This window comes from Pedobacter sp. CAN_A7 (genome assembly GCF_015752175.1).
Taxonomy (GTDB): Bacteria; Bacteroidota; Bacteroidia; order Sphingobacteriales; family Sphingobacteriaceae; genus Pedobacter.
The window spans coordinates 664,422-681,308 of record NZ_JADOUW010000002.1; the positions used below are offsets into that span (position 1 = coordinate 664,422).

At 41.9% G+C, this 16,887-nt stretch carries 15 protein-coding genes and 1 riboswitch; of the genes, 3 read left to right on the forward strand and 12 right to left on the reverse strand.

Annotated elements, in window-relative coordinates:
- Positions 1 to 14: 14 nt before the first annotated feature.
- From IWX76_RS08985 to IWX76_RS09005, 5 genes are all read right to left on the reverse strand, one after another.
- On the reverse strand, positions 15 to 1,484 hold the full coding sequence (locus tag IWX76_RS08985; protein ID WP_334641562.1) for an arylsulfatase: 1,470 nt from the start codon (positions 1,482 to 1,484) through the stop codon (positions 15 to 17).
- 70 nt (positions 1,485 to 1,554) lie between these two features.
- Positions 1,555 to 3,210, reverse strand: coding sequence for a RagB/SusD family nutrient uptake outer membrane protein (locus tag IWX76_RS08990; RefSeq protein ID WP_196859570.1), 1,656 nt, complete (start codon positions 3,208 to 3,210; stop codon positions 1,555 to 1,557).
- Positions 3,211 to 3,221: 11 nt separating this feature from the next.
- The gene (locus IWX76_RS08995) at positions 3,222 to 6,524 is read right to left on the reverse strand and encodes a TonB-dependent receptor (protein WP_196859571.1); all 3,303 of its coding nucleotides are present in this window, start codon (positions 6,522 to 6,524) and stop codon (positions 3,222 to 3,224) included.
- A 276-nt stretch (positions 6,525 to 6,800) separates the two neighbouring features.
- A complete protein-coding gene (locus IWX76_RS09000; protein WP_196859572.1) occupies positions 6,801 to 7,943 on the reverse strand; it encodes a FecR family protein in 1,143 nt (380 codons plus the stop codon).
- A 139-nt stretch (positions 7,944 to 8,082) separates the two neighbouring features.
- On the reverse strand, positions 8,083 to 8,601 hold the full coding sequence (locus tag IWX76_RS09005; RefSeq protein ID WP_334641563.1) for an RNA polymerase sigma-70 factor: 519 nt from the start codon (positions 8,599 to 8,601) through the stop codon (positions 8,083 to 8,085).
- Positions 8,602 to 8,956: 355 nt separating this feature from the next.
- On the opposite strand from IWX76_RS09005, the gene IWX76_RS09010 reads away from it, so the two are divergent.
- From IWX76_RS09010 to IWX76_RS09020, 3 genes are read left to right on the forward strand one after another with little or no spacing between them, the layout of a single operon-like run.
- Positions 8,957 to 9,316 carry a hypothetical protein gene (locus IWX76_RS09010; RefSeq protein WP_196859574.1) on the forward strand — a complete coding sequence of 120 codons (360 nt, stop codon included), beginning with the start codon at positions 8,957 to 8,959 and terminating at the stop codon, positions 9,314 to 9,316.
- A gap of 19 nt (positions 9,317 to 9,335) precedes the next feature.
- The gene (locus tag IWX76_RS09015; protein ID WP_196859575.1) at positions 9,336 to 9,911 is read left to right on the forward strand and encodes a hypothetical protein; all 576 of its coding nucleotides are present in this window, start codon (positions 9,336 to 9,338) and stop codon (positions 9,909 to 9,911) included.
- Between the two features lie 22 nt (positions 9,912 to 9,933).
- A complete protein-coding gene (locus tag IWX76_RS09020) occupies positions 9,934 to 10,605 on the forward strand; it encodes a DUF2490 domain-containing protein (protein WP_196859576.1) in 672 nt (223 codons plus the stop codon).
- Here IWX76_RS09020 and thiD read toward each other — a convergent pair.
- The 7 genes from thiD to thiS are packed head-to-tail and all read right to left on the reverse strand — an operon-like array spanning position 10,602 to position 16,785.
- On the reverse strand, positions 10,602 to 11,465 hold the full coding sequence (thiD, locus tag IWX76_RS09025; RefSeq protein WP_196859577.1) for a bifunctional hydroxymethylpyrimidine kinase/phosphomethylpyrimidine kinase: 864 nt from the start codon (positions 11,463 to 11,465) through the stop codon (positions 10,602 to 10,604). The genes IWX76_RS09020 and thiD overlap by 4 nt on opposite strands.
- Before the next feature lie 2 nt (positions 11,466 to 11,467).
- Positions 11,468 to 12,583 (reverse strand): 2-iminoacetate synthase ThiH, encoded by a 1,116-nt coding sequence (gene thiH / locus IWX76_RS09030; protein WP_196859578.1) that lies wholly within the window; start codon positions 12,581 to 12,583, stop codon positions 11,468 to 11,470.
- The gene (locus IWX76_RS09035; RefSeq protein ID WP_196859579.1) at positions 12,576 to 13,343 is read right to left on the reverse strand and encodes a thiazole synthase; all 768 of its coding nucleotides are present in this window, start codon (positions 13,341 to 13,343) and stop codon (positions 12,576 to 12,578) included. Before IWX76_RS09035 ends, thiH begins: the two co-directional genes overlap by 8 nt.
- Before the next feature lie 17 nt (positions 13,344 to 13,360).
- A complete protein-coding gene (locus tag IWX76_RS09040) occupies positions 13,361 to 14,008 on the reverse strand; it encodes a thiamine phosphate synthase (protein ID WP_196859580.1) in 648 nt (215 codons plus the stop codon).
- Entirely contained in the window at positions 14,001 to 14,627 is a 627-nt protein-coding gene (locus IWX76_RS09045) for a thiamine phosphate synthase (protein WP_196859581.1), read from the reverse strand. The genes IWX76_RS09040 and IWX76_RS09045 overlap by 8 nt, the downstream gene beginning before the upstream one ends.
- A 5-nt stretch (positions 14,628 to 14,632) precedes the next feature.
- Entirely contained in the window at positions 14,633 to 16,504 is a 1,872-nt protein-coding gene (gene thiC / locus IWX76_RS09050) for a phosphomethylpyrimidine synthase ThiC (RefSeq protein ID WP_196859582.1), read from the reverse strand.
- A gap of 11 nt (positions 16,505 to 16,515) precedes the next feature.
- Positions 16,516 to 16,785 carry a sulfur carrier protein ThiS gene (thiS, locus tag IWX76_RS09055; protein WP_334641770.1) on the reverse strand — a complete coding sequence of 90 codons (270 nt, stop codon included), beginning with the start codon at positions 16,783 to 16,785 and terminating at the stop codon, positions 16,516 to 16,518.
- A riboswitch (TPP riboswitch) is annotated at positions 16,786 to 16,873 on the reverse strand.
- Positions 16,874 to 16,887: the final 14 nt, after the last annotated feature.

Below are 16,887 nucleotides of genomic sequence, written 5' to 3' on the forward strand. Positions count from 1 at the left end.
ATGGTGGAGAACATTTACATGGCTTTCTTTCGCATTTTGCTTTCCAGAAACTCCCATTCATTAATATGGGAGACTTGGTGTTCCTTTTTAACAATTTCATCAAACCGCCTGACAAGTTCGGGATGTTGTGACGAGAGGTCTTCAGTTTCGTTTCGGTCAGTTTTGAGGTTAAATATCATCCACGGGTTTTTCAAATTTTTGCGCAGATTCAATTTCACCCCTTTCCAGTCGCCCATCCTTATGGCCAGTTGACCACCCTTTTCTGGATATTCCCAGTAAATATATTCCCGTTGTTGCTGTTCTTTACTTTTTCCGAGCAAGGTTGGAAGTAAAGAAATTCCGTCAGTATTATTGGTTTCTGTTCCCGCTATTGCAGCAAAGGTAGCCATCATATCAAATTGTACAGAAATGAAATTACTGGTTGTATTCGCGGGGATTTTTCCAGGCCACCTGGCGATAAATGGTTCCCTGATCCCTCCTTCGAATACATCCATCTTTAAGCCTCTTAATCCATCAACACTATTAAAGAACTTTGTATCTACTCCACCACTAAAAGACGGTCCATTGTCGCTCGAAAACATAATAATAGTATCGTCATCCAGACCAAGCCTCTTAATTTCTGACATCACTATCCCAATCTGATCATCAAGGTAAGTAATCATTGCGGCATAGGTAGAATAGGGGTGCTTAGCCGCGGCATAGCCCTGCTGGCCATAGTAAGGTTTTTCAGTAAACTGCCCAATGTACCTATCAATATACTTTTGTGGTACTTGCAAAGAGACATGTGGAATAGTATAAGGCATGTATAAGAAAAAGGGCTTATGACCTTGGTTATTGATAAACTGAACAGCCTTTTTCGTAATCAAATCCTGAGAATAGGTTTTGCCACGGTAATATTCAAAGTCCTTATCGGTAGCCTTAGCGGAATCCAGACGCTTATGGACATTCATGTAAGGATTATCGAGGCTAACTATATTGTCATTTTCCCACAAGTGGGACGGATAAAAATTATGGGCCTGTTTCTGATCAAGATAGCCATAATAATAATCGAAGCCCTGTTTTAAAGGGGAACCTGTTGAATTATTCATGCCAAGACCCCATTTTCCAGTCAGGGCAGTGGTATAACCAGCTTTTTTTAGCATGAGAGGAATGGTGAAAGTACCTTCAGGTAATGGCATTTGGCCTCCCTCCAAACTATCAGGGAAACCGCCCATTTCATAATTCCCCCGAATATAGGCGTGTCCACCATGTTTACCGGTCATGAGCATACAACGCGCTGGAGCGCATACGGGCGCAGAAGTGTAATGTTGGGTTAACGTCATTCCTTCTTTAGCTAACAGGTCAAGGTTTGGCGTCTTTATTTTTTTTTGCCCGTATGGTCCAGTTTCAGCGTAGCCCAAATCGTCCGCATAGATATAGATGATATTAGGTAGTCGTTTAGAAAGCTGTTTTTGCGTAAATCCACTTAATGGAAAAAGGAGCAAATACAGAATTATGTTTAAGCTAATTTTTATCATACTAATTCAATTGTCCGTTCAGGATAGGGTGGTCTTTTTATCTTAAATTCGGATTGATATTTAGTTCCGATTGCGGGATTGGCCAAAGCTCATCCTGACCGGTTCTAAAGGCTTTAGTGGTCACATACCATCTGTTATAAGGGTCTACTGTTGATCCCTTTCTACGCAGGTTTGCTACACCAGGAAACGGTGCCCCATAAAAATCTCCTTTCAACACCTGGCCTATGGTTTTCCATCTCAAAAGATCCCAGTACCTTATTCCTTCTAAAGCCAGTTCATTACGTCTTTCCCTTCTTAAGATCACCCTTAAGGCGGCAGGATTTGTTTCCGTCACACGCGGCATATTTACACCAGCTCTTCCCCTTACCTTATTAATCGTCTCCTCTAACAGGGCCCCGTCAACCGGGCTTCCGCTTTCCAACTTAGCTTCCAGGTAGCTTAAAAGAACCTCTGCATACCTAATAATTGGCAGGTCAACACCTGAATTCTGAAGATCTCCGCCACTAAAAGCTTCGCTATTGAATTTCTTCAACGCAAATCCTGTTCGTGTTGCCTGCTTGGTTGTAGTAAGCTGATCTGGCGAAGAGGCATCTGATGGATTGCTGATGTAGGCGATATTCTTAAAAGTCTGCCCATTGTATAATACGGTGTACTTTAAACGGGGATCTCTATTTTGTCCAAGATCAGCGGGGTTATACCTAGGGTCAGTAAAAGAGAATGGAGTTCCATCATTAAATTCATACGATTCAACCAAACTTCCAAGGGGACAATGAAGCACATAACCACCAAGTTTAGCCGGGTAATTGTGCTGCATCATTGAATTTGGCGCTAAATCCTGCTGGTATTGTGTGGCGAATATAATTTCCTTGCTGGTTTCATTTGTGCCGTTAAATAAACTTTCAAAACTAGGATCGATAATGTTATCGTTGAAATCAATGATTTGCTTGTAAGTCGACGCAGCGTCATTCCATTTTTCCTCCGCCAAGTATAAGCGACCAAGAAAAGCCAATGCAGCTTGTGAAGTAGCTCTTCCTCTATCTGCTGCGGACATTTGGCCATATCGTGGCAATATTGCTGCGATCTCTTTAAACTCTGCTTCAGCAAAATCCTGTACTGCTATTTTGGTCGCTTTTTCTACTGTATTCGCCTCCGTTAAGCTTAGTGTTTTCTGTACCAACGGTACTGCCCCAAAAAACTGTGAAAGGTAGAAATACTGACAAGCCCTAATGAACCTTACTTCTGCACTCATTCTGGTTATTAAAGCCGGACTGATGGAAGCTTTTCCAATGTTTTCAAGAAAATAATTACATCTGGCTATTCTGTTATAACTGGCTGTCCAGTAATTGCTCAGGTAAGCATTAGTTGCTGTTAAGGTACCGTTGGTCAAGGTATTAAAGCCTGAGTTTTCACCCCTCCTGTCGTACGCATTGTCTGTAGCGAATTCTGTAAATAACAACCCATGGTACGACCACCAGTCTGTAGCAGAAAACTCTGCACTCGTTGGATTCGCCGCCATTTGTATGCCGCCTCTGTATACACCTGTGAGTGCCTGCATTACATTTTGTTCAGTGGTCCAGAAAGTTTCGTTTGAAAATGCATCCAATGGAGCTTTATCCAACTCCTTTCTGCAAGATGCAAAGAGCCCAGTTAACATAAGAACAGGCAGGAACAATTTTATATATAAATTTTTCATTTTTTATCTGATTAGAAGGTTACATTAAGCCCTAGGGTGTAGTTTGCGAGTATCGGATAATAATTTCCTGAGGTATTGATCTCCGGGTCCCATCCTGTAGGGTATTTTGTAAAAGCGAGCGGATTCTGTGCGGTCGCATAAATCCTGATGCTTTGCAGTCCTGTTTTCTTCAAGGCTGTGTTTGCTAATTTATAGCCCAGCTGGATATTTCTGACTTTAAGATAATTTCCGTTTAACATCCAGAAAGAAGAAGTAAGTGTATTTGGCGTTCCCTGATTGGAAATGACCTCCAGACGTGGGTATTTTGCGTTCGGATTTGGGTTTTCGGTAGTCCAGTGGTCCTCCATCTGCCATTTTTGAATATTACCATTTTGATAAAAGGCTAACCCTGCATAACCATTTAAATAACCTTTTACATCTGCTACCCCCTGTAGTAAAATGGATATATCAAAGTTCTTGTAATTAGCGCCAAGATTTACGCCATAAGTATATTTTGGAATCTGACTGCCCAATACTTTTCTATCATAAGTAGCATCCACTTTTCCATCTGGCACACCACCTGGGCCACTGATATCCTTGTAGCGAATATCACCTGGTTTTGGTGCTGCGTTGACACTTTTTTGGTCAGGGTAGCCCTCAATATCAGCAACATCAATAAAGAGCCCGTCAGCTTCATAACCGTAGTAGATATTCATTGGAGACCCTATAAATAAAGTGCTTCCATTTCCAGTCAGACCATTGGGTTGAATAATATTTCCAACACCCAGATCCAATACCTGGTTATTAACAATTGAAAAATTGGTGTTGATATTATAGGAGAAGTCGCCAATATTATTGCGGTAATCCAGGGTAAACTCCCAGCCCTTATTGCTCAACTTACCTGAGTTCTGAACGCCCACACCAAATCCTAACACACCGGATACACTTGCAGAAGGACTCACTAAAATATCGTAAGTGTACCTGTCGAAATAAGTAGCACTCACACGCAGTTTACCTGCAAAAAATCCTGCATCCATACCAATGTCTTTCGTTCTAGTAGACTCCCAATGAATGGTAGGGTCTCTTAATATAACATTAGCCAAACCACTTGAAAGCGAGCCGCCAAAAGGATAATTATATCCGCTACTCAATACATTTTGATAAGCATAATTTCCAATATTTTGGTTTCCTAATGTTCCATAAGAAGCCTTAAGTTTCAATTCATTTAACCAGCTGATTTTATCTTTAAGGAATTTTTCTTCAGAAATTCTCCAACCTACAGCTGCTGCGGTGAAATCTGCATACTTACTATCTGAAGGAAACCGTGATGAACCATCATACCTGAATGTTCCTTCTGCCAGGTACCGGTTATCAAAATTGTAGTTCAATCTTGCAAAATAGGAGTCCAAAGTATATTCAGCTGCGGTACCGCTGTTCTGCTGCGTGTTCGCGTTCCCCGCATTTAATTCAGTTAACGTATTGCTGTTATAACCGCTTCGATTACCTGTCATCAAAGCACTTTTATTGTATTCATAAGAGTGCCCCAATAACAATCCAAGTTCATGTTTGCCGAAACCTCTTTTGTATTCTGCCAATTGTTGCAAGGTTTTGTAGGTATCAAGACCATTGGACTGAATCAAAATACCAGGACCTAAAGTCACGGTAGCATTCAACCTTTGATTGGCTAGGAATCGCTGAGAATTGATGTTTAATTGCGTATATCCTCCTATTACTGATAATTTCAGATTCTTGATCACATCCCAGTCCAGCCTCATATTGGCTAGGAGGTCAGTTTGATTGTTTTTAAAGAAAGATTCATTGTTTGAATAGGAAACAGGGGTGCCTTTTGCTACTACGCCCAAACCATAATCACCATTACTCAGCTGATTTACATATATGGCAGGTACTCTGATTACCTGGCCAATATTGGTTAGCATATCTGTCCAGTCCAAACTTGCAGGGGGTGCAGGCTGGTTGTCAATATACTGAGCCCCAGACAAGCGGGTGGTGAGTTTTAAGTTGTTAGCAAAGGTATTCACCATATTAAACCTCAAGTTATACCTGCTATAATCATTTTTTGCTACTATTCCATTCTGATACAAATATCCCGTAGACAATAAATATTGGGTATTACCCGTATTGTTAGAAAACGAGAGATTATGTCCGGTTTGGAAAGTTGATTTTTTTAAAACCTGGTCTATATAATTTTCATTTGGGTAATTGTCCTTGTCAGAACCATCTCTAAACTTCTGGATCTCCTCTGCAGTGTAAGCGCCCGGTTGAGCCTCGTTCAATAAAGCGGCATACTCCCATGAATTTACGAACTCTGGATAAGCTGTAGCCTTCTGTGTTCCGGCATAACCATTGTAATCGATTTTTATCTTTCCATCTAGACTTTTACCAGTCTTGGTGGTGACCAAAATAACTCCATTTGCTGCCCTTGAGCCATAAATTGCGGCCGTTGATGCATCTTTAAGTACAGAAATATTTTCCACGTCATTAGGATCAATATCATTGAAGGAATTTACTGGAATTCCATCGACTAAAATGAATGCTGCAGCGTTTGCACCAAATGAACCTACACCCCTGATCTGGATGTTGCCACCACTTGATCCTGGCTGTCCACTTCTTTGAATAATAGTCACGCCTGGCAATTGTCCGGTCATTGCATTCGATAGGGAAGAAACAGGTCGGTCATTTATCTCCTTTGCGGTGAGTTGCGCAACAGATCCAATGAGGTTGGCTTTTTTCTGACTGCCATAACCCACTACAACCACCTCGTCCATGGATACATTTTCTAAGCTTAAAGAAATATTAATGTTCGATTCTCCGGTATAGCTTACTTCTCTAGGCGTATACCCGATATAACTAAACATCAATATATCGCCTATTTTGGCGGTTATTTGAAACTTTCCATCGTTATCAGTTACTGCACCTCCTGTGCTGTTTTTAATTTTCACACTTACACCAGGTATTGGCATACCCTGTTCATCGGTCACCTTTCCTGTTACTCGGTCGTTAGTTATTCTGCTAAAAGATTCTTCGTGATGTTTCAGGACCACTGTATGATCCACGATAGAAAAGCTAAGAGACTTGCCTTTCAGTATTCGTGAGAGCGCTTGTTCAAGCGTTACGTTTTTAAGGGAAATGGTTACTTTGCCCGCAGGCTTTACCAGTTTGTTGTCATAAAAAAAATGATATCCGCTTTGCTTTTCAATGGATTTAATTACTGATGAAAGTGACGCATTCTTTTCATTAAGATTTATCCGCTGCGAGAATACTTTAGCAGATAAATGTAAACAGCCAATGGTTAGTAACAAAATGGTCAGTTTCATAACCTTGATAGTTTTGTTCCATGGCAAATCCTTCATACGAGGAATTTTACCACATAGGTTTAATTTCATACTTTTGTATAGTTAGGTTAAAGGTTGAATTTCTGTCAATAAGAATTTTATGTTAGCCCTAACACTTTCAAACCCCGACGCCCATCGGGGTTTGTTTTTATCATATAGATTTGCCAGTCGGCAAAGAAAGGGTAACAGGAGGAGTTTAAATAGCTATTTTTTCATATTTACGTTCGGTTTAAGTTATATATTTGGTTTATTTTTAATTTATTTTACAATCAACGTTCTGTCCTTTAATTCGAACTCAATATCACTAAGCTCCAGGATTTTTAAAACTTTTACCAGGCTATAACTTCTGCTGATTTCGCCAACAAATTCATAATGCTTTCCTTTGTTTTTAAAAACCACATCGATATCGTACCAGCGGGATAGCTGTCGCATTATTTCAGGAAGGTCAGCGTTGTTGAACTGAAAATATCCGTTCTTCCATGCTACCGCTGACTCCAGGTCTGCTTTGCTAACATCAAATGACCCCGTTAGGGTAGTGATGCCTTGCTGGCCAGGTATCAACAAAGTTGTTGACTTTCCGCTAATTAATTTCACTGCACCTTCAAGCAATGTTGTCTTTACACCACCACCATCAGCATATGCCATGACATTAAAATGTGTTCCTAAGACAGTGACCTTAGTGCCATTAGCCACTACATGAAAGGGCATGTTTTTTCGAGGACTGATTTCGAAATAAGCCTCTCCACTAAGCTCGACCTTACGTTCCTTTCCAGTAAATTGAGCTGGAAATTTAAGTGAGGATGCAGCATTCAGCCAAACTTTTGATCCGTCTTCCAACAAGACCTGATACTGACCACCTTTGGGTGTTGCAATGGTATTATCATCGGCAATAAATTGTTTGTCTGATTTTCCGTTTACTTTATAAACCAGTTGACCGTCTGCAATTTTTGTTATTGCTATTCCAGATTGATTTAGCAGTACGCCATTTGCAGCGTCGGTAAGAGATAGCTGAGTTCCATTAGCAAGTGTTAAAGTAGCCTTATTACCTCCAGCTGGAATATCCTTAACTGCACTTAGTGAGCTTTTATAATGAAAAGGTATCGATTGTTTTTTAATGTTAAAAAAGTAAATAGCCACGGTGATTGCTAATACTGCGACTGCAGCAGCAACGTATTTTGTTAAATTATAGAATTTAATTCTTTTCACCGGCTCAGCAATAGCTTTTGAGATGTGCTCGTACATGAGTTTTCCAACCTCTTGTTGTTCACCCATTTCAACCGTATTCCAATGGTTATCCGTTTGGAACTGTTGGTAAAATTGATTGTATACCGATATTTCTTCCCATGTAGCGGTGCCAGATTCAATTTTTGCCAATAATTCAAGAAATGATTCCTTATTCATAGTAGAGTGCCTATCTAAAGGTAAGGCGTTTAAAGGAGGGGTAGCCCCCAAAGGAATTGCAAATATTTTTAAAGCGATGCGTTTTTTGTAATAACATCGTTTCTTCTACTTAGAAGGCATACTTAACGTCAAAGTGGTTTCACAAGAGTAGGAATATATAGTAGCTCCTATTTCCTAAAGCGCTCCTGATTTTTTTTAATGCAATTGTAATTTGGTTTTCAACAGTTTTTTCAGAAAGCCCCAATCTTTCAGCGATCACTTTATTGCTCAAATGCTCATTTCTGCTCATTCTAAAAATTTCCCTGCACTTTATTGGCAATTGATCTGTTATTTGCCCAATGATTTGTTGCAATTCTTTTACTTCCAGGTTTTCTTCAATGGTATAACTATCAGGAAGATCCTTAATTTTTGTAAAGAAGTCTTGTTTAACTTTTCCCTTTCTGATGTAGCTAATGAGCTTGTATTTGGCGGCAGCACATAAATAACCCTTTAGGGAACTGATCATATGAACAGAATTTCGGTGTTCCCAGAGCCAAATGAAAACTTCCTGGCATACGTCCATGCTGATTTCCCTGTCCCGGCATACATTAAATGAACTTTGGTAGAGCTTGGGCCAATGTCTATCATAAATTTCATCAAATGCTATGCGATTATCCATCTTAAGCATATCCAAAAGTTGATGATCTGAATGTAATTTATAATCCGACATAGTTGAAATTCTCTGCAAATTACATTTTTTTGCTACAATTTTCTATCCTTTATCTCTAAGGTTTATTACTAATGAAAATAAAAACTATAGCATGAGCATTTGTTATCATAGGACGTGTATTTGTGCATTTAAATGTGGATTCAATCACTTCATTGTCATTAATGAAAGCACCGTTGCTCAAAATCTTTGAGAACTTAAATATTCATTATATTGTGATTTTCAAATATTTAGAAGTTAAATGTAATTGTAAATGTCCTTGTAGTCAAATGTGAGCACATTTTAATATATTAAAAAGGAGCACCAGATGAAAAAATCATATTTTACAATAATTATAGCGCTGTTATTTTTAGCGGTAGGATGTTCAAACGAGCAAACAGCTGAGGAAAACGTTAAAGGATACCTATCAGAACAAGTGGAAGGCTTGAAAGAACACATTCCTTCTGAATACCGGGACTTAGATTCTGTGTTAAAAGGTAAGTATGAATCACTTAGTAATATCGAAAAGGTGCTACTTGATAGTGCAGCTATTCAAAAGAAAATTGATGCTTACACATCCAAAAATATCGATTCTTTAGAGAAGTATAAATTGTTGATGCTGGAAGCGAAGAACATGTTGAAAGAGGATATTTCAGGTTCAAATCAGGATTCAGCTGATTCAGAATAAGTCTATAACAAGCCATTTCATGAAAATATATTTAACTGTTTTAGTTCTCTTAACAGCAGTATCCTTTAGCTATTCACAAGGCAAATTAGAGCGGGAATATAGAATAAAACCTTCACAGGTTCCTGTGAAAGCGTTGGGTTTTGTGGAGAAGAGTATGCCGGATGTGAAAGTGAAATGGTATTGGGAGGAAAATTTACAAAAAAAATCCATAGAAGCAAAAGGAACAAGAAACGGCAAGCTTTATAGTGTTGAGTTTGATACGCTTGGTGTTTTACAGGATGTGGAAGTGCTGGTGAAATATCAATCCCTACCAGAAAACACAAAAATTGCGATTGAAAAAAGTATAGAAAACCGTTTTGCTAAATTCAATATCGAAAAGACACAAATACAGTGGGTAGGGGATCAAAATGTTTTAATGTCATTAATAAAAGGCGAAGATATAGGACAGACTGCCTATATAACGAATTATGAGATCATGATAAAAGGCTCCATGGATGGACGTACTGACTTTTATGAAGTTCTTTTAAACGAAAAAGGGGAAATAAAGAGGGTATCAAAAGTTCTCCAAAGAAACGACTATCATTTAATTTATTAATTCGAATAGCCAGGCCAGATCCATGAAACGTTATATTTTATTTATACTATTAATAAGTTTGTTTTCGGGTGTTTATGCACAGAATCAATTCGGGTTACTGCCACAGATAAATACTAACTTTAAGGTTAACGATAGCTGGAAAATGAATACGAAGTTAGAAGGCAGGCAGCTTTTCTTGCAAAATCCATTTCCTGACGGAAAGCCTGAAGTAGAATTTGAACGCTTAGATTTGGAACTTGTCGCCACCAAACGCATGGGACCCATGTTATCTCTTGGTGGTGGTTACTTGCTAAGGCGAGAAAGTGGTGAATTTATCCATCGGTTTATTCAACAACTGTCGATTACACAAAAATTATCAACTTCTAGGATTGCACATCGCATTAGAACAGATCAAACATTAGAAAAAGAAGAAGCTGTTCAATTACGCTTGCGTTATCGCTTGAGTTGGGAAAAGGCCTTAAATGGTTTAGAAATTGATCCCGAAGAGTTTTATTTGAAGATTAACAATGAATATCTGGGTATTTTACAGCAAGGCGAAGGTAATTTAGAAGTGAGGGGGCTGGCGGCTATAGGGTATGTTATTTCCGACAAGAATCAAATTGAAACGGGCGTGGATTACCGGCTTGAAGACTTGGTGGGGCCAATACCAGTACATAAATTATTCATAACGATTGGGTATTATCACAGCTTTTAAGGGATGATTTTTAGTTTAACTAATTTCTGCGGGTCAAAAAAATGATTCAACGGCCCCTGTCCGTCACCAGTCTTTACATCCTTACCCTGTGCTATGGCTTTCTGGATATACACTTCGCTATTCGAAATGGCCGTTTGCAGCTCATCACCCAAGGCGATATAAGAAGCAATTGCAGAAGACAAGCTGCATCCAGTTCCATGTGTATTCCCGCTGTTAATAGCCGCAGACCTAAAGACACGCTCCTGACCATTCTTATCCAGGTAAACATCATACAGATCCGGCCCTTTTAAGTGGCCTCCTTTAACCAATACGGCATTACAACCATATTGCATGATCCGCAAGGCGGCTACTTTCATATCGCTGAGGTTTTTAATCTCCATTCCGGCAAGGATAGCCGCTTCATCCAGGTTGGGTGTTAACAATTCTGCCATAGGAAAGAGGTGTGTTTTTAAAGTCTCCACCGTATTCATTGCAATCAGGTTGTGGCCACTGGTGGATACCATTACCGGGTCAAAAACCACCGGCACCTTTGGGTAATGACTTAAAGCTTCGGCAATGCCCATGGCCAGTTCCGCGCTATGCACCATCCCTATTTTAATAGCAGATGGTTTGAGATCATCCATGACCGCTTTGATTTGTGCCTTCACTACTGCAACAGGAATAGGGTGGATACCGCTGACGCCAAGGGTATTTTGCACCGTAACTGCCGTAATGGCTGTGGTACCATAACAGCCCAGGGCACTGACGGTTTTCAGGTCGGCTTGAATACCTGCTCCGCCACCACTGTCTGATCCCGCAATACTGAGCACAACCGGGTATTTATAGTTACGCAACCCATTTAATTCTTTTTCCTTAAACATGGTTATTGTGCTAAGCTGTTATCCCAGTCTTTCCACACAGGCTCATAGCCCTGGGCACGGATGACCTGGGCGATCTGTTCCGGACTGCGTTCATCGCTGATCTCAAACTGTTCAAGCGACTCCGGTTCTACAGCATAACCGCCTGGATTCGTTTTTGATCCAGCGCTGATATGGGTGATCCCTAATTTAATGATGTTATTGCGGAAGTTCTCAGATTCACGGGTGGACATGGAGAGTTCCACTTCTTCATTAAATAAGCGGTAAGCACAGATCAGTTGCACCAGTTCACGGTCGCTCATCTCTACTTTGGGTTCCAGGCCTCCACTAAAAGGCCTTAAACGAGGGAAGGAAATGCTATATTTAGTCTGCCAGTACTGTTTTTCCAGATAATCGAGATGTAAAGCCGTAAAAAAACAATCCGTACGCCAGTCTTCCAGTCCGATCAATACCCCCAGGCCCATTTTATGAATACCAGCCTGCCCCAGCCGGTCGGGCGTTTCCAGCCGGTATTGAAAGTTCGATTTTTTCCCCTTCGGGTGGTGTTTTTTATAATCTTCCTGGTGGTAGGTTTCCTGGTACACCAGAACGGTGTTTAAGCCGTAAGGAGTTAATTGCTGGTAATCTTCAAGGTCCAGCGGCTGCACTTCCATGGAAATATGGGCAAAGTGAGGGCGGATCAGTTCGAGTACTTTTTTAAAGTAATCGACATGGACGTTTTCATTGTCTTCCCCTGTAACCAATAGTACATGGTCGTAACCCATTTCTTTAATTGCACTTAGCTCCTGCATAATCTCCATGGGCGAAAGCGTTTTGCGCCGCACCTTATTGTCGTAACTAAAACCACAATAGGTGCAAATGTTTTTACACTCATTGCTGAGGTAAAGCGGAACATACATTTGTATCACCTTACCAAATCTTTTCAGTGTGATTTGCTGACTTAAAACAGCCATTTGCTCCAGGTAGGGAGCCGCAGCAGGGGATACCAGGGCTTTGAAATCTTCCAGGTTCCGTTTTTCTGCAGCCATTGCACGTTCCACATCAGCGCTGGTTTTGGCATAAATGCTGGCTTTGGTGTCGTCCCAGTTGTAGTTTGCGAAGGTGTCTTTAAAGCTATTCATCTAAAAAAGAGGTTAAAGGGCTGCTTGCCACAGCGTGGGTTACAGGTGAAGCCAGTTTGGCTTCATAAGCCATGCGTCCGGCTTGTACAGCCAGTTTAAAGGCTGCGGCCATTTTTACCGGGTTGCCCGAGACAGCAATGGCGGTATTTACTAGCACGGCATCTGCCCCAATTTCCATGGCCCAGGCGGCATCAGAAGGAGCACCTATTCCGGCATCTACAATCACGGGTACCTTGCTTTGGCTAATGATAATTTCTAAAAAGTCGATCGTTTTGAGTCCTTTATTACTCCCTATTGGCGATCCTAAAGGCATTACGGCTGCGGTGCCCGCATCTTCCAGGCGTTTGCATAATACCGGATCGGCATGGATATAGGGCAATACGATGAAACCTAATCTGGCTAGCTCCTCCGTTGCTTTTAAGGTTTCAATCGGGTCGGGCATGAGGTATTTTGGATCTGGATGGATCTCTAATTTTATCCAGTTGGTTTCCAGCGCCTCCCTGGCCAGTTGAGCCGCAAAAACAGCTTCTTTGGCGTTGCGGACACCCGAGGTATTGGGCAAAAGATTGATGTGAGGGTATTTAAGGCGGATAAGCAGGTCGTCCTGGTCATTGTGTTTTAAATCGACGCGTTTCAAGGCTACGGTGACCAGTTCTGATCCCGAGGCTAGAAGGGCCTCTTCCATTAAAGTGGCGGAGCTGAACTTACCGGTTCCGGTAAATAAACGTGAATTAAAGGTTTTATCGGCTATGGTTAACATATTTCTTGGTTTAAAGCTTAAATAACCTGCTGTAAAGAGGGGTCATTTAAATGCTGATAAATTTGTTTGACAACATCTTCACGGTGATCGGCAAAAGTGATGGCGCCAGAGAGGGCGACCCCATAAATTCCGGCTTGCCTGATGGGGAGCACATCTTCAGTTAAAATGCCGCCAATGGCAATAACAGGGATGCGGATATTAGCGGCGTCCATTAGGTCCACCAGCGTTTGGTAACCACTTAAACCGAGAATCGGACTTAGCTTTTCTTTGGTGGTGGTAAAGCGGTAAGGACCGCAGCCAATATAGTCGACTCCGGCTGCTGCTCTTTGCTGGATATGTGCAAAAGTATTTGCCGTGCCGCCAATAATCATGTTATCACCCAGCATTCGTCTTGCCTCGGCTACAGACATATCCTGCAACCCCAGGTGTACACCATGTGCCCCACATTGCAAGGCGATGTCGGGATGATCATCGATAATCAGTTTGGCACCGTATGGTTTACACAATTCGCTGGCCGCTATGGCATGATCAAGGATCACCTCCCTGGGTTGATTTTTAACCCGGAGTTGTATCCATTTGCAACCAGCAGCCAGTGCTTGGCGAATGGCAGTGAGCTGTGATCCGTCCTCCCCCTGTTGTGATATATAATGTAGTTTATCAATCATTTTTATTATTGTCTGTTGATGATGCAGGCAGGTTTTTCATGAGGTCCTTAAATGTGGTTACCGCTTGTTGTGGTTGTTTCCAAAGGGCACCTAAAACTGTTGCTCCATCAAAATTCATGGTTTTAACTGTTTTTAAGTTGACTGGTGTAATGCCACCTATGGCCATTACCTTAAGGGAGATGCCGGTTTTATTCAGTTTAAAGTTTTCCGGTACAACACTTTGATAACCTGGTTTGGACAAGCTGTTAAAAACCGGCCCATAGAAAGTATAGTCGAAATCTGATAAAGAAGGAAGTAAGGTCAGGTCATGTATCGAGGTGCTTAACACGTATGCTGCGGCTTTTAGTACAGCCCTGCTTTTGCGGCTCGTGTTTTCCCTGTCGCTTTCCGTATAGTGCAGTCTTTTGATCCCATAATCGGGAGCCAGCTCATGGCACTGGTGCAGCGCAATGCGGTTGTAAAATCGTGGCGCTATTCCATTAATCAATTCCCTAAGCGATTTAGCGTCAGCTCCGGGTTTACGGATATGCAAACAGGTTAGCCCTGCGATGAACAAGTTGTTGATGAGGATCGTCTCATCAACAACGGATATCGGGTTAGAAATGACAATTAATTCCATGGCTGTTACAAATAAAGCTCACTTCCTTTTTGTAAAAATTCCTTTGATTTTTCTTCCATCCCTTTAGATAAGGCATCATCTTCCATCATGCCGTTTTCTTTGGCATAGTCACGTACATCCTGTGTAATTTTCATGGAGCAGAAATTAGGGCCACACATGGAACAGAAATGAGCGATCTTGGCACCATCGGCAGGAAGAGTTTCATCGTGAAATTCCCTGGCCGTATCCGGATCAAGCGATAGGTTAAACTGATCCTGCCAGCGAAACTCAAAACGTGCTTTGCTTAATGCGTTGTCGCGATATTGTGCGCCGGGGTGTCCTTTGGCCAGATCTGCGGCATGTGCAGCAATTTTATAGGTGATCACACCATCTTTCACATCCTTTTTGTTAGGAAGTCCGAGGTGTTCTTTAGGGGTAACATAACAAAGCATAGCCGTACCGAACCAGCCGATCATGGCTGCACCGATGGCAGAAGTAATGTGGTCATAACCAGGGGCGATGTCTGTGGTGAGCGGGCCTAAGGTGTAAAAAGGTGCTTCGCCACAGTGTGCAAGCTGCTTGTCCATGTTCTCTTTGATCATGTGCATAGGGATATGACCAGGGCCTTCGATGATCGTTTGAACATCATGTTTCCAGGCAATTTTGGTCAGTTCGCCCAGGGTTTCCAGCTCGCCAAATTGTGCAGCGTCGTTGGCATCGGCAATGCAACCTGGTCTTAGTCCATCACCTAGAGAAAAGGCCACGTCATAAGCTTTCATGATCTCACAGATTTCCTCGAAATGTGTATAGAGGAAGTTTTCTTTGTGATGTGCCAGACACCACTTGGCCATAATGGAGCCGCCGCGTGATACGATACCGGTAATGCGCTTAGCGGTAAGCGGCACATAACGTAACAGAACGCCTGCATGGATGGTAAAATAATCTACCCCCTGTTCGGCTTGCTCAATCAGGGTATCTTTGAAAATCTCCCAGGTAAGGTCTTCGGCTTTGCCATTTACTTTTTCTAAAGCCTGGTAAATAGGTACGGTGCCGATGGGTACCGGGGAGTTACGAATGATCCATTCACGGGTTTCGTGGATGTTTTTACCAGTAGAGAGGTCCATGATCGTATCTGCACCCCAGCGGCATGCCCAAACAGTTTTTTCTACTTCCTCTTCGATACTGGAAGTCACCGCGGAGTTGCCAATATTGGCATTGATTTTCACCAGGAAATTACGCCCGATAATCATGGGCTCACTTTCAGGATGGTTAATATTGGATGGAATAACGGCGCGGCCACAGGCTACTTCCTGGCGAACAAATTCGGGGATAATATATTCCTTGGGTGTGTTTGCCCCAAAACTCTGACCGGGATGTTGATGGCTCAATGCGTCATTTTCGCCGTTCCATAAGTCTATACGCTGGTTTTCACGTATGGCGATGTACTCCATTTCGGGCGTGATGATCCCTTTTCGGGCATAGTGCATTTGTGAAACATTCATGCCCGGTTTTGCTTTATAAGGTTTGTTGATGTGTGCAAACCTTAACGCATCAAGTTTCTGATCTTTGGCGCGCAGGTTACCATAATCGGAGGAAATGACATCCAGCTGTTCTACATCGCCACGGTTAACGATCCATTGCTCACGCAGGCGTGGCAAGCCCTGTTTTACATCAATGTTTATGTTGGGATCTGTAAATGGTCCACTGGTATCATAAATGGTTACTGGCGCATTGGGTTCCGTTTCGCCAAATCTTCCATGCAGCTTGGTATCATCGAGTACCACCTCACGCATGGCTACTTCGATAGGATGCAGCTGTCCTTTAACATAGACTTTGCGGGAGCCTGGAAAGGGTGCCCGGCTGATTACTTGTTCGGTTGGGGTTGTTTGTGTTTTCATCGTTGATTGTTTTATCCGCCTTGGGTGGCTTTAATGATGGTCAGTTGGTCACCGGCTTTCAGGACGTAGCTTGGCCAGTCGCTCTTCACGATAATCTCCTGGTTAACCGCGATGGCAATGCCATTAACGGGCACTACAAGGACATGATCGATCATGTGCTGCAAGGAGCAATTTTCAGAAACAGAATAGCTTTGTTGATTTACGGTGACTTCCATCTGGTTTAAATTAAATTTTAAACGATAGGAGTAGACCCGTTGGAGGATTGGTAAACAACAATAGATGGATGTTGTTCTACTTTTCCCTTCGGCAGTACTAACTGCATCAGGTTCAAAGGGTATATCTCAGCACAAGGCACCCCTAAAGTTTTTTGTAAATGTATAAAA

What these genes read in the sequence shown, in the direction of transcription:
- IWX76_RS09020 (WP_196859576.1), top strand. Translation starts at nt 9,934, where the DNA reads ATGAAACGTTATATTTTATTTATACTATTAATAAGTTTGTTTTCGGGT.
- IWX76_RS09015 (WP_196859575.1), top strand. Translation starts at nt 9,336, where the DNA reads ATGAAAATATATTTAACTGTTTTAGTTCTCTTAACAGCAGTATCCTTT.
- IWX76_RS09010 (WP_196859574.1), top strand. Translation starts at nt 8,957, where the DNA reads ATGAAAAAATCATATTTTACAATAATTATAGCGCTGTTATTTTTAGCG.
- IWX76_RS09035 (WP_196859579.1), bottom strand. Translation starts at nt 13,343, where the DNA reads ATGTTAACCATAGCCGATAAAACCTTTAATTCACGTTTATTTACCGGA.
- IWX76_RS09000 (WP_196859572.1), bottom strand. Translation starts at nt 7,943, where the DNA reads ATGAATAAGGAATCATTTCTTGAATTATTGGCAAAAATTGAATCTGGC.
- thiD (WP_196859577.1), bottom strand. Translation starts at nt 11,465, where the DNA reads ATGTTTAAGGAAAAAGAATTAAATGGGTTGCGTAACTATAAATACCCG.
- IWX76_RS09045 (WP_196859581.1), bottom strand. Translation starts at nt 14,627, where the DNA reads ATGGAATTAATTGTCATTTCTAACCCGATATCCGTTGTTGATGAGACG.
- thiH (WP_196859578.1), bottom strand. Translation starts at nt 12,583, where the DNA reads ATGAATAGCTTTAAAGACACCTTCGCAAACTACAACTGGGACGACACC.
- IWX76_RS09040 (WP_196859580.1), bottom strand. Translation starts at nt 14,008, where the DNA reads ATGATTGATAAACTACATTATATATCACAACAGGGGGAGGACGGATCA.
- IWX76_RS08995 (WP_196859571.1), bottom strand. Translation starts at nt 6,524, where the DNA reads ATGAAACTGACCATTTTGTTACTAACCATTGGCTGTTTACATTTATCT.
- thiC (WP_196859582.1), bottom strand. Translation starts at nt 16,504, where the DNA reads ATGAAAACACAAACAACCCCAACCGAACAAGTAATCAGCCGGGCACCC.
- IWX76_RS08990 (WP_196859570.1), bottom strand. Translation starts at nt 3,210, where the DNA reads ATGAAAAATTTATATATAAAATTGTTCCTGCCTGTTCTTATGTTAACT.
- IWX76_RS09005 (WP_334641563.1), bottom strand. Translation starts at nt 8,601, where the DNA reads ATGGATAATCGCATAGCATTTGATGAAATTTATGATAGACATTGGCCC.